The sequence below is a fragment of the Shewanella sp. SM87 genome (assembly GCF_025653705.1).
In the GTDB taxonomy this organism is placed as follows: domain Bacteria; phylum Pseudomonadota; class Gammaproteobacteria; order Enterobacterales; family Shewanellaceae; genus Shewanella; species Shewanella oncorhynchi.
In genome coordinates this window covers 285,301-299,125 of the sequence record NZ_JAKKSC010000002.1, presented here as the reverse complement: position 1 = coordinate 299,125, position 13,825 = coordinate 285,301, and the positions used below count along the sequence as shown (strand labels likewise).

8 protein-coding genes and 1 riboswitch are annotated in these 13,825 nt (G+C 46.0%); of the genes, 4 read left to right on the top strand and 4 right to left on the bottom strand.

Annotated elements, in window-relative coordinates; translation table 11 throughout:
- Positions 1-33 precede the first annotated feature (33 nt).
- Both L5M11_RS02915 and L5M11_RS02910 read right to left on the bottom strand, forming a co-directional pair.
- Positions 34-2,640, bottom strand: a complete 2,607-nt coding sequence (locus L5M11_RS02915; RefSeq protein ID WP_263191283.1) for a glycosyl hydrolase family 18 protein — start codon at positions 2,638-2,640, stop codon at positions 34-36.
- A gap of 113 nt (positions 2,641-2,753) precedes the next feature.
- Positions 2,754-2,842, bottom strand: a riboswitch (cyclic di-GMP riboswitch).
- Positions 2,843-3,191: 349 nt separating this feature from the next.
- Positions 3,192-3,977, bottom strand: coding sequence for an ROK family protein (locus tag L5M11_RS02910; protein ID WP_028761333.1), 786 nt, complete (start codon positions 3,975-3,977; stop codon positions 3,192-3,194).
- A gap of 654 nt (positions 3,978-4,631) precedes the next feature.
- Here L5M11_RS02910 and L5M11_RS02905 point away from each other — a divergent pair.
- Positions 4,632-6,419 (top strand): aminopeptidase P family protein, encoded by a 1,788-nt coding sequence (locus L5M11_RS02905; RefSeq protein WP_263191282.1) that lies wholly within the window; start codon positions 4,632-4,634, stop codon positions 6,417-6,419.
- A 173-nt stretch (positions 6,420-6,592) separates the two neighbouring features.
- On the opposite strand, the gene L5M11_RS02900 is transcribed toward L5M11_RS02905, so the two are convergent.
- Positions 6,593-7,858, bottom strand: coding sequence for an HD-GYP domain-containing protein (locus tag L5M11_RS02900; protein WP_263191281.1), 1,266 nt, complete (start codon positions 7,856-7,858; stop codon positions 6,593-6,595).
- A gap of 531 nt (positions 7,859-8,389) precedes the next feature.
- Here L5M11_RS02900 and L5M11_RS02895 point away from each other — a divergent pair.
- The gene (locus L5M11_RS02895) at positions 8,390-9,958 is read left to right on the top strand and encodes a methyl-accepting chemotaxis protein (protein ID WP_131523609.1); all 1,569 of its coding nucleotides are present in this window, start codon (positions 8,390-8,392) and stop codon (positions 9,956-9,958) included.
- 362 nt (positions 9,959-10,320) lie between these two features.
- Complete coding sequence (locus tag L5M11_RS02890) at positions 10,321-11,622, top strand: DEAD/DEAH box helicase (RefSeq protein WP_028761337.1); 1,302 nt, start codon at positions 10,321-10,323, stop codon at positions 11,620-11,622.
- Between the two features lie 201 nt (positions 11,623-11,823).
- Here L5M11_RS02890 and L5M11_RS02885 read toward each other — a convergent pair whose 3' ends face one another.
- The gene (locus L5M11_RS02885; protein WP_219254073.1) at positions 11,824-12,714 is read right to left on the bottom strand and encodes a hypothetical protein; all 891 of its coding nucleotides are present in this window, start codon (positions 12,712-12,714) and stop codon (positions 11,824-11,826) included.
- Between the two features lie 361 nt (positions 12,715-13,075).
- On the opposite strand from L5M11_RS02885, the gene L5M11_RS02880 reads away from it, so the two are divergent.
- Positions 13,076-13,723: a peroxiredoxin-like family protein gene (locus tag L5M11_RS02880; RefSeq protein WP_219254075.1), complete on the top strand. Its 648-nt coding sequence runs from the start codon at positions 13,076-13,078 to the stop codon at positions 13,721-13,723.
- The last annotated feature ends 102 nt before the right edge of the window (positions 13,724-13,825 follow it).

The following is a 13,825-nucleotide window of genomic DNA, read 5'->3' as shown; positions in this document are numbered from 1 at the left end:
TTTTTTAACCAATAATATCAAAATTTTGGATAATTACTGACAGGTTGCCGCGCCAATATCAACCCATACCGCTGCAACACCCGGTACATCACCTTTAGTCCAGTAACTCGCCTTCCAAACACGACCGTTATAGCGAGCAGTTTGACCGCCGTTATACACCACACCCGCATCCCAACCGAGATCAACTTGGCTGAGTAGCAGCCATTGGTCTGCGGTGCGAGATGGCGTATTACCCTGCGTCCAATACTTTGCTTTCCATACCAACTGACTATGACTCACAGTATTACCCGTGTTGTATACCACACTGGTTTGCCAAGCAGGATAGTTACCGGCATTGGGATCGGTTGCATCGCATCCACCGCCGACCACTTTTGGCGTCACGGTCAGATTAGTCGATGCGCTCGCATCTAAGGCACCATCGGAAACCAGCACGCTCAAACCATAGAGGGTCGCTTCGGTAACATTGGGGCCAGTAACCACTAACGTGGCACTATTTTGCCCGGTTGCCGACACGCCTGCGGGCACAGTCCAAGCGTAGGTTAAGGCATCACCATCTGCATCGGAGGCACTCGCTACTATACTGACGGTTTTACCCGCTTCAACTGTCGCAGTCGGAGCCAGAGTCACTACAGGTGCTTGGTTCGGTGTATCTGCCTTATTGGTTACTGTCACTGAATCTGTGGCAGATAACCCTTCAGGATCGGTGACTTTAAGGCTAAAACCATAGACGACATCGGCAGATGTTGCACCCAATTGAATCGCCGCATTCGCCATATCCGCGTTTGCGATGGTAATAGTTGGGCCAGACACTTGCGTCCAAAGATACGTCAGCGCGTTATTCTCAGGATCGCGCGAACCGCTACCATTGAGCGTCACATCGGCGGGACCGGTGACATTCACATCCGCGCCAGCATTGGCAATGGGCGCTTTATTCACTGGCGGAGTGGTGCCTTCACCATGACCTAAACCTTCGTGCATGGCATTCAGAATGTCACCATTATCGGCATCAAGTTCCCACGCAAAAAGCCCACCAAGTTGATTAGAAAGCACATATTGCCCCTTGGCTTTAACTGAACGAGCATCATCGAAAGTGATTAAATCGCCAGTAGATGCCTTGAACAAAGATGGCGCCTCAGCTGTTTCGTCGTAACTGTAAGTCCAACCGCTTCCCATGTAGTCATTCGCTATCTGACGATAATCCACCACACCAGCTTCCCAAGTACCTTTTACTTTGCCCGTTGCCGTCCCCGTGAAAGGATTATTACCACTGTAGCCATTGACACCTGTCCAGCCGCGGCCATACATAGCGGCACCGACCACAATTTTCCCTGGGGTCACGCCTTGGCCTAACAGCGCATTAACGCCATTAGCTGTGGTGTAACGAGTATTAGGATCCCAACTCGCTTCATACAGATTGGTTTGATGGCCGAGTTCAGTATTAGTCCAACCACCATTAAAGTCGTAACTCATCAAGAAGATGTAATCCATGTACTGCTGAGCAGCCTGATAATCGACTTTTTGAATTTTATCGTCACCAGCGCTAATGGCTGAGGTCAGCTCATAGGTACGACCCGTTTCGGCGCTTAGTTCATCAAGCATTGCCCGCAGTTCACGCATCAGAGTCACATAGGTTTCACCGTCATTGGCATTACCTAAATTTGGGTTAGCGCCATTCCCCCCTGGAAATTCCCAGTCGATATCTACGCCATCGAAGAATTTCCAGGTCTGTAGAAACTCTTTCACCGAAGCGACAAAGATATCGCGCTTGGTTTTATCACCGAAGAAAAAGAAGGGATCCGAGAGGGTCCAACCACCGACCGAAGGTAAAATCTTCAAATCTGGATGTGCTTGCTTAAGTGCCATCAATTGACCGAAGTTCCCTTTGTAAGGATCTGAATGCTCACTCACTCCCGCCTGCGGTATTTGAATCGCTGCCCAAGGATCGTGAATCGCAACTTTAAAATCACCACGACCACTACAGGCACGTTGCAACGCTTCGAAACTGCCTTCGATTTCTTTCAAGCTATCATTGATGCCATTACCACCACAAATTGGGGTAAAGCCATATAAAATATGGGTTAAGTTTTGCGCAGGTATCTTATCGACCGGAAATTTACGGCCGTATACGCCCCATTCGACAAAGTAACCTCCCACCACTTTGCCTGATTTATTAGCATAGGGACGGTTGTTTTCTTTTAGGGGAGCATTGAGTGGCACTAAATGGCTGCCGTCGGTATCAGCCACGAGGATTTGTTTAACATCACTCGCAGTACAACCATCGCTGTTACACAGTTGTACTTGCATCTGATAACGGCCGCCCTTGTTCACCTTAAAGTTAGCGGTTCCCGACGCGCCAGATGGGCCTTCCCAAACTACATTGCCGTTGAGTAACACTTGGGCGCTATTGCCCACATCGCCACTCCAAAGGTTCCAACTGACGGATACATCGGCGGCATCTTTCACCGTAACTAATTGATTGTAAGCGGTAGCCGCTTGATTCACTTCAATAATAGCGAACTTAGTTTCGCCCCAACCTAAAGTCGGTTTACCGGGCGCCGCTGCAAAAACGCTGGCACTGATGGTAGATGCCAGCGCTGATGCCACTAGCAAGGCTGATGTTGAAATTTGAGTCTTGAACATGAGATATCCCTATTGAATTTTTATATGAATCAATAAGGCAAACAAAGCGTAGACAGGAAACAGCACTCTCTTAAAACCATGCAAAACGACTGACAACTGCACGAAGAAAAACCTGTGGTATCCCCGCTATCATAGGTACAGACGAACCCTTAGACCGGAGGCTTTGCGTCCCAGTTTTTCAACTGGTTTGCCTTTTACACGCAATGACAACGCTGTCATTGCAAATATCAGAATAAGCGTAAGTGAAATAAAATTGCAACAAAATATTATCAACTGCGTTATTGGCTAAAATCGTAAATAGAACTAGCCATCTGATAAGAAAGGAATTATGCAAATTAAACTATCGCTAATATTTACTTTGGATAATGAGGATTATCTGAATACTTTAAAAATAAAAAAACAGGACTCGATATGCCAAAGGCATCATAAGTCCTGCTTTATATTTCACAATTTACGTCGCTTATGCAGCTAAAACTCAATCACTAAACATTCATGGCGCAAACCATTGTCGAGCAACATTATGATCCTTATGCGCGGGGCATTTATTATCCTTATGCACGGGGATAGTCCCTTGCGAGCATCACAGATAAACCGCGGCAAACCAAGGTTTCCATATCATCGACACGATTGATTTTCATCTCAGCTAAGGGCGCGCTCAATGCCATTTGCTTTAAGCTTTCGAGACAGCCTTTGTAGTAAGGAGCGCTATTCATCATACCGCCAGCAAGCCAAATTCGATTGGGATTAAATAAATTAACCGCCCACGCTAATCCCATGCCGAGATAACTGCCCGCGCGATATAAATCATCCTGAGTGGAGATTTTGCGGCTGCGTACTGAATCGCCACTGGCCAGTTGCTCTAAACTAAACTCGCCAGATTCTGTCATCACGCGACAAGGCCCCAACTCCCCCGCCACGCCAGTCGCTCCCGTAAAGACTTGCCCATTAAAGGCAATAGACATACCGATCCCAGTGCCGCACATGACCAATAATTCACAGGCATATTTGGCATCACAAGTCGCTTGCATACCCGCATCGATATCGTTGCAGATAAACTTAAGCTCACCCTGGGTTTTGACTGTATCGAAGCTCAATCCATTGAGTCCAGGTAAAGATTTACAAGAAACCAAACGATTATTTTGTACCAGTCCAGGTACGGCAATCGCTAGTTGGTAATGCTGTAAATCATAATCACGTTCAAACGCCGCAATTTGATTATTTAACTCTTCAATTTTAAAACCTTCACCTGTGGGGATTTTATATTGTTCTGTATGTCCCGCGAGCTGAAGTTCGAACAGGGCTTTGGTACCGCCCACATCTATTGTTAGTATTTGCATCGCTTACTCCACTGATACATGTGCCCCACTCTGACCCCGAGTAGAGATGGCAAATGTTAGCATAGGGTCCAAATGTTAGCGATTGAATAAAACTTAAGTTGCTAATTTGTAAGGAATAAGTCCTAATTAAACATGACCAACCTTTTATTTAATTCACTTTTCACGCTCAAAATCACATAAATAAATTAACAACAAATCCCATAACCTCAAGCGTCTTACCTGCACAAATTCACGATTGTATACAAAATCCTTTATTCGCTACCCTTGCATCTAGCGCGCTAGACTTGCGATAATCCGAGCCGGTTAAAACTCAAATCAACATATACCCAAGCTACCTGAAGATACGAGTTTCAGAGCGCCTAGGGTGCTTCAATTCAAGGCGTATCAATGACAGAATGTCGGCTACCTTTTGAATTGATGCAACACGGAAGTGAAGTGCCCTAGACGCTCCGTCCCGGCGGTTTTTAACGCACTTTATACTGCGTTGGTTATTTTTAACTTAGCCCACTAGGTCTGCAAATAACCGCCTTGCCTAAAGTGCGTTAAATTACCGCTGAATCCTGCATCTTCAGGTTGTTTGGGTATAAACCATTCATCCTTAGGCGATCTTCGCCTACCGACTCGCATAGCATGCCAGTCTTAATTGGAGCCCTTATGTCACAATCAATCGCTAACCGTCTCGGTGCTATTCGTAACGAATTAACATCTGCTAATCTCGATGCTTTTATTATTCCCCGTGCCGACGAATATCTGGGCGAATATGTGCCGGCACATAACGAACGTTTGTACTGGGCAACCAACTTTACCGGTTCGGCGGGTATGGCTATCGTATTGAAAGATAAAGCCGCAATATTTACCGATGGCCGCTATACGGTTCAAGTTCGTTTGCAAGTCGATGCCACACTTTTCAGTTATGAAAGCCTAACCGATACACCACAAATTGAGTGGTTATGTGACACGCTACCAGCAGGGTCTCGCGTTGGTTTCGATGCGCGCTTACACACCTTAGCTTGGTATGACAATGCCAAAGCAACCTTAAATAAATCCCAAATCGAATTAGTTGCAGTTGAACAAAACCCCATCGATTTGCATTGGCAGAATCGGCCAGCACAGTCGAACGCGCCTATCACTTTGTTTAGCAACGAGAGTGCAGGTAAAACCAGCCTGCAAAAACGCATTGAAATTGGTGCCTTAGTAAAAAAAGCCGGTGGTGATGTTGCCTTAATCGCCGCCTTAGATTCTTTCTGCTGGCTACTCAACATTCGCGGCAATGATGTACCGCGACTACCCGTTGTACTCGGCTGTGCCCTGCTCCACGCCAATGGTGATATGCAGATTTTCACCGATTTAAGCAAACTCCCAGAGGGCATTGAGGAGCATGTTGGCGCTGGCGTAAGCTTTAAGGGCGAGGCATCTCTTGCCGATACACTCGCCAGCATGCAGGATGTAAAACTACTGGCCGATCCGAATTCTGCAAACGCTTGGGCACAAAACATTGCCCGTGAGGCAGGAGCAAAATTGATAGCTGGAATCGATCCTGTCGCTTTACCTAAAGCGCAGAAAAACGCCGCAGAACTGGCTGGCATGCGTGCCTGTCATATCCGCGATGGCGTCGCAGTGAGTCGATTCCTTGCATGGCTCGATGCCGAAGTGGCGGCCAATCGCATGCACGATGAAGGCACCCTTGCGGATAAATTGGAAAGCTTTCGCCTAGAAGATGAGCGTTACCGCGAGCCAAGTTTCGACACGATTTCAGCTGCCGGTCCTAATGCCGCTATGTGCCATTACAATCACAACAATGGCACACCAGCCATGATGACAATGGATAGCATCTACTTAGTGGATTCTGGCGCTCAGTATATTGACGGCACCACAGATGTGACCCGTACTATTGCGATTGGTGAAGTGACCGATGAGCATAAAAAAATGGTCACGCTGGTGCTAAAAGGTCATATCGCGCTAGACCAAGCTCGCTTCCCAAAAGGTACTTCAGGCCAGCAGCTCGACGCCTTCGCCCGCCAATATTTATGGCAACATGGTTTTGATTACGATCACGGTACAGGCCATGGTGTGGGTCATTTTTTAAGTGTGCACGAAGGTCCGCAGCGCATAGGCAAGAATGTTAACGCTATTGCCCTGATGCCAGGCATGGTGCTTTCCAACGAGCCGGGTTACTACCGCGCCGACGATTTCGGTATTCGCCTAGAAAACCTCGTCGTAGTGCAACACTGTGAAGCACTTAAAGGGGCTGAGCGTGAGATATATGAGTTCGATGCACTGACTATGATCCCTATGGATGCACGCCTTATTGATAAGAGCCTGTTAACGCAAGGGGAAATAGACTGGTTTAATGCTTATCATCAGCAAGTATTCAATACACTTTCTCCGTTGATGTCAGGGGATGAATTGGCTTGGTTAACTCAAGTGACTAAAGCAATTTAGCACTCCGCTGATAAGTAGCAATTTAAGTCGTTATTTTAGTCACTTACGCGCTATAAAATAGAACGCCCAAGGCAATTAGCATTGGGCGTTTTTTTAGCGCTATCAGTGTGTTTTAAAACCCACGTCTTATTTCAAAACCATGATTTCAAAACACGATTTAAAAACATGAATCGCTAAACCATAGTAGGTTGTGCCATCGGCTGGTAAGCATCATCCAGCGATGCTTTAGACAACACTTCAAAGTCCTGATGAATTGCCATAAAACAATCGACTAATTCAGGGTCGAAATGCTGACCTTTGCCTTCAATAATTAAGTCGATAGCCTCTTGGTGGCTAAAGGGCCGCTTATAACATCGGGGAGAAGTCAGCGCGTCATAAACATCAACTAGGGCCACTATCCTTGCCGAAAGCGGAATATCTTCACCTTTCAAACCAAGGGGATAACCACTACCATCCCACTTTTCATGGTGACCCGAGGCAATATCGCGGCCCATCTGAATAAAAGTACATTGGGGCGCATATTCCAACAAACTGCATAGCACTTGTCCACCGATCACAGGATGAGCTTTAATTTGCTCAAACTCCTGCGGCGTTAATTTACCCGGTTTAAGCAAAATCGCATCGGCAATACCGACTTTACCTATATCGTGCAAAATGGCCGACAAACTAATGTCTTGAATATAATCTTCGTTCAATTCTGCAGGAGGATTGGCGGCCAGTAGTCGCTGCGACGCGAGCATTTTCGAATACTGCCGCATACGTAGCAAATGCGCGCCTGTTTCGTTATCTCTGTATTCGGCGAGTTTAGCTAAGCCTAATACGGTAGCTTGGCGTGATGCTAAGGTTGAATCGAGTGCGTCAGCCAACTTACCTAATAAATAAGTAATAGTTAACGTCAACATGGCATTGGTCACGATAAAATTGACCACGACAATGGCCCAAATACCGACACTATAACCTTGGGTTTCAGGCCAATTGAGCCAATTAAAATGATAGGCAAAACCAATCAATACCAAACTTAGCCCATTCAAACACTGGGCATATAAGCTGGCTCGATTTCCTAAAAAAATACCGACTAACGGCGGGAAAATAAATAACCAGAAAAAACCAGCTCCCGAAGGGCCAATCGCAATTAAAAAACCGATGCCGATAGCAAAACCCAGCAAGCAGCCACAGCCAAAACGCGTACTATCAGCAAGCTTAGGAAAATACAGTAAAAGCAGTAAAAACAGATAAGCCAGCGTATCAAATACCACCATAAACCAGAGATCGGCGATGACGCATAAATACACACTAGTGATATATACAGGCACGCAGAGAATCGCTAGAAAGCCAAATAAACGTTCAAAAATCAAACGTCGCCAATGTGGCAGTGCCGCCGCTGTTCCCAAGGACACTGTGGCTAATTTAGTTACACCACGCCTAAGTGATATCGCCATGGGAAGTTCCTCTTATGTAGCATTCCCGCTGTGAGCTAATAAACTAAAAGAGCAAAATCAAGATACACCACTGAAGCAAGGAAAAATAAGCCATCTTTTGTTGCCCATTAAAGAATAGACTAAGCCCAATAAAGCGCTCCATGAATACTGCGATATCAAGCCGAATCAACGACATTAGTCCAATATCATCGAACATAATTTATATTTAAGATGAATGACAAATACCCACTCAAGACATAAAAGAATAACCCTATACAAAATACTAGAATTAACGATTTAACAGGATAAACGCTCGTTTAACTCCACATTCTCGCTACTTAAAAACTTTATATATTGCAATAGCTTATAAATACGACGAACGATTGATTTTCACCAGTCAGCCATGAGAAACCGCTCTCCTATACCCACACAAAAATGATACTCTTATCACATAACAAGCTTACTCCGATGAGAGTCAGCACAAGAAAATTCGCGCCTAACACCGCGTCCTGAACCCTAATGAACCACATCGGCCCTGAATGGACACACTAAATGAGCCAGAGTAACGCCTCAGCGAATAAAATAGTTAATACACAGAGATCAGATCAAGAAATCCGCTTAACACCACAAGATGAACTCATTTCCACCACTGATACTCGCGGTATCATCACTTACGTCAATGCCCGCTTTGCCGAAGTATCAGGCTATAGCGATCAAGAATTGATTGGCAGTGCACACAATATGGTGCGCCATCCGGATATGCCGAGCGCCGCCTTTAAAGAAATGTGGGAAAAACTTAAGTCAGGCCAATCTTGGCGCGGCATAGTCAAGAACCGCTGTAAGAATGGTGGCTTCTATTGGGTTGATGCCTTTGTTTCGCCCTTGTTTGAAAACGGCACTATTATCGGTTACCAATCGGTGCGCATTCAGCCTCAAGCCGCCTACGTCACGAAAGCTAATGAGATTTACCAAAGACTCAAATTAGACAAATCCATTCCTAAACCCTTAAGTTTAATGCAAAAACGTATCGTATCTGCGGTTGTAGCCTCCACAGGTTTACTGATCGCTGGCTACTTTTGGGGCTGGGGCGTAATTATCGCAGGGGCAATTCTGATGAGTTTAAACCTCGCCATTTTCTACGATGAGGCCTTTCGTATTCCCGCTAAACTGATTGAAATGCAAACCAAATATGACTCTATCAGTCGTTACATTTACTCGGGTGCAGATACCTCTTCTATCCTCGATTTCCAGCTCATCATGCTGCAGGCTAAAATGAATGGCGTACTTGGGCGCACCCAAGATCAAGCCAATCAATTACATGCAATTGCCGATCAATTAGTGGTCGCGACCGAGCAAACCTATGTCAGCCTAGATCAAGAGAAAAGTCAGCTAGAACAGCTCTCTGGCGCGATGGAAGAAATGAGTTCAACCATCACAGAAGTGGCGCAGAATACCCATCTCACCTCCACTAGCATCAATACCGCCTATGATCTCTGCCTTAAAAGCAGTGCCAACATGAAGGCCAACACTCAAAAAATGGAGCAACTGGCAAAGTCTGTTGCCGATGCCACCAACAATGCCCATCAATTAAATAAAGAAGCCGAGCAAGTAGCTAATGCGATGGGCGAAATTGACTCTATTGCCGAGCAAACTAATCTCCTCGCCCTCAATGCCGCGATTGAAGCTGCCCGTGCGGGTGAACAAGGCCGTGGGTTTGCCGTGGTCGCCGATGAAGTACGCGCCCTATCGAGCAGAACCCAGCTATCGACCAACAGTATTTCTAAGAGTGTCGATAAGATGTTCACTATGCTCAACGCATGGGCCAAAGAAATGGAACAAAGCCGTCAACATGCGGAGCGTTGTGCCAGCGATATTCAGCTGTCCGCCGACAATGTAAACACCATTTACCAAGAAGTGAGTGACATCCACACCTTTGCCCAACAAAATGCAGTGGCAGCCGATCAACAGCGTCAAGTGGTCAATGAGATCGCCAGTAATATTCACTCCATCACCCATGCCAGCGCCGAGAACTTAGCTGCAACCCATCTGATTGGTGATGCAGCCCATCTTCTTAAACACAATGCCGAAAAAGCCCTTGGCCTGAGGCGCACCTTCGGCTAAACAATAAGTAAAAGATCCAAAATACCGCAGCCTAGGTTGCGGTATTTTCTAATGTAGCGAGCTTTAATCCGTATTGTTGAGTCCATATTTTACTCAACCCTTGTATAGATCAATAAGACCTAGCCCACCTGAACCAGTGCCAAGCCTTTTATCCCCTCCTGATGAAATGGTGCAGATAAAATGCCAAAACACTAAAAAGTACAGGTTTTAACCGAAATTTTTGCTATACTCCGCGCCCGCCATTTTTCTTATAAAATCTGTGTGGAAGAATGAGCCAGCCGGTACACCTCTCTCCTTTAGACGAGTGATAAAGAGGCTAGTGGCGCTTGAATGTTTGAATAAGTGAACGATAGGAATCCAAAATGAGATTTGAATCTTTTAGTTTTTCCCCCGAGATTTTGCGCGCTATCTCAGATTGCGGTTATCAACAAATGACGCCTATTCAGCAGCAAGCGATACCTGCTATTCGCCGCGGCCAAGATGTCTTAGCCAGTGCCCAAACCGGTACGGGTAAAACCGCCGCTTTCGCGCTGCCGATCCTACAAAAGATGGTTGAAAAACCAAGCGAAACGCTAAAGTCGAATGCCCGCGTATTAATCCTTACGCCAACCCGTGAGCTTGCAGCTCAAGTGGCTGACAACGTTACGGCTTACTGCAAGTACTTAAACTTCAGTGTTTTAACCATTTACGGCGGCGTAAAGATTGAGACTCAAGCGCAAAAGCTGAAACGCGGCGCCGATGTGATTGTTGCCACCCCTGGTCGCTTACTTGAGCACCTTACCGCCTGTAACTTAAGCCTGTCGAACGTCGACTTTTTAGTGCTAGACGAAGCCGATCGCATGCTCGACATGGGCTTTAGCGCCGATATCCAAAAGATCCTTCAAGCGGTAAATAAGAAGCGTCAAAACCTGTTGTTCTCGGCCACTTTCTCAAGTGCGGTGAAAAAACTCGCCAACGACATGATGGTTAAACCGCAAGTGATCAGCGTTGATAAACAAAACACTACAGCCGACACCGTTAGCCAAGTAGTTTATCCGGTTGAACAACGCCGTAAACGCGAACTGCTTTCTGAGCTTATCGGCAAGAAAAACTGGCAACAGGTATTGGTATTTACTGCGACCCGTGAAGCCGCCGATACGCTAGTCAAAGAATTAAACTTAGATGGTATCCCATCTGAAGTGGTCCACGGTGAAAAAGGCCAAGGCAGTCGTCGCCGCGCACTGCGTGAGTTTGTGGCGGGAGATGTACGAGTGCTGGTTGCCACCGAAGTTGCCGCCCGTGGTCTGGATATTCCAAGCCTTGAATACGTAGTCAACTATGACTTACCTTTCCTCGCAGAAGATTATGTACACCGTATCGGTCGTACAGGCCGTGCAGGAAAAACAGGCGTAGCCATTTCATTTGTGAGCCGCGAAGAAGAGCGCACCTTAGCCGATATCGAAAAATTGATTGGCCAACAGATTCGCCGCGTCACTGTGCCAGGTTATGAAGTTGGCAGCCGCGAATTGCTATTAAAGCAATTGCAAACCCGCCGTAGCTTTGCCAAAAAGCAACAAAGAACCGACAACGTCGGTGCTCAAGTTGCTGCTGAGAAAAACATGCAGGGCCGCCGCGTAAAAATGAAAGTTGGTCAAGCACCGAGCAAAGCGAAAAAGCTGAAATAAACAACTAACATAGGCAATGCACCTCGCCTATCAGTCTCGTTATTAAAGCAAAAAGCGTCCCAAGGGACGCTTTTTTATTGAGCCGAATTAATGAGCTATAAACCATAGGCTATAAGAGTGACTCGCTCTCAAAGATGGCTTATCTCAGTCCGAACTCTGTGACGAAGTCAATACTTAGCCTACATAACTGAGGCCGATCACTTATTCGAAAAAACCACCAAATAACTGTTTAAGCCTTTGCTCATCAATGGGATTTTCGCCGCGCCAACCCGCTAGCGGTAAGATGATGTCAGAGCGGATACTGCCCGGGTATTTGATATTGCAGATCGCTTCAAATGGCGTAAATGCTTCATAAAGCGGCGTAACATAGGAATTTGGCATGATGCCAAGCTCAGCTAACACCGTCAGTTGGCCACGGAAACTGTACTTTTTAAATTGAGGAATAATCTTGGCTTTCTTCACCCTTTGCTCGAGTTTTCCGGGTGTTTCATCTAAAGGAGCCTGACGGATAGCTTCAATTAACGCACTGAAGATGGCCACATCCTCTATACTGGGTTTACAAGGCGATAGCGTACAAAACTCTTGTAATTCTATGAGATTGTGCGCCCAGCGCTCGTTCCACACACTGCCAGCGTAACAGGAAAAGATTTCTTGTCCCTGCTCAATCCAGTTAACGCGCTTGATGGAACACACAGGACAAATGTCACTATCGGTTGCCATCGAATGTTCTGGTAGCGCCTTAGCAAACAAATAACTGAGAATGGGTTGACGACCGCGAGGGAAGCTTGAAAAACCACATAAATAGGCCGCCAGTAAATTCTCCAGCGCAAGATTCGGCTGCTTTAGTATCGCTTTATAGCCGAGCACCACATCATCATGACTCAGCTTAACTCGGTCGTTGACCGGATAGCCACTCTGTTCAATCAATGCGATTTCAGCATCAGATAGGCCTTGATAGGAGTAGATATAAGTTCCCGTATCGACATCAAACACATCGCCATTATCGATTCTTTGTTGATAACCATGCTCGTCTTTGCGGTACGACTTTTTATAATAGACTTTCTTTAACGCCTTAAATAATCCCTTATCCATTTACCACTTTCCTATTGAAAAAATTACCAAACATCACTTCAGCCTTTCAAGGCTGTGGCAATACTATCACTTTCGCGTTCAGCGCCCCACCTTATCTCAGTTAATTAGCAGACTCGATTAGCTTACTCAATTAGCCCATGTTATCGGCTCACACCATTGACTCATATGAGACTAAAACGAGCTTTTGGGTGATTGAGCAATCATTGCTTTAAAAACACCACGATATCTGGATACACACTGCAATAAATTGCAGCATTCGCCGTTCTTATAGCAGTCATCCCCATTCACGACCCAACAAGCGTACAAACCAGAGCCAATCGCTTGAATTGATAGAATAACCCATAACCAAGAGAGATTACTTATGCCGTCCCTACTACAGCGCTTTTTATTGACCACCAGCCTACTGCTTGGCAGTTTTACCACGCTAGCTCAACCTATCGCTAAGGATGAATATTCGGTTAGCCCACTGCTCAATGGCGAACAAATTCCCGCAATTACCTTACAAGATATGAATGGCCAAAGCGTTGATTTAGCAAAATTAACCGCACAAAAACCAACCATTTTCTTTTTTTACCGTGGCGGCTGGTGCCCCTTTTGCAACAACCAAATGGGGCAACTAAAAGCCATCGAACCTAAACTTATCGACATGGGCTTTCAACTGGTGGGGATTTCCACTGATACACCCGCACAGCTAAAGGCATCGGCCGCTAAAAACGAACTCAAATATCAGCTACTTTCCGATGAAAAAATGCAGGCATCGCAAGCCTTTGGTCTTGCCTTTTACACTAGCAAACAAGTCACTGATACTTATCTGAGTCGCTTAAAACTGGATAACCCACTGTGGACAACGCCCGAAGGCGATAAACGCTTAGTTCTGCCAGTGCCGGCAATTTATATTGCTGATACTCAAGGATTAATCCACTTCCAATATGTGAATCCCAACTATAAGGTGAGACCCGCACCTAAATTGATTCTGACGGCTGCCAGCCTCGTCGGTGCACCAGAATAATCCATCCCTCATCAAAGCAGCCGTTAAGAATCGTTATCGATTTAGCGGCCGCTTTGCTAAACTAGCTCCGCCGCAATCAATATCGTCCAAGTTCAAATAGAT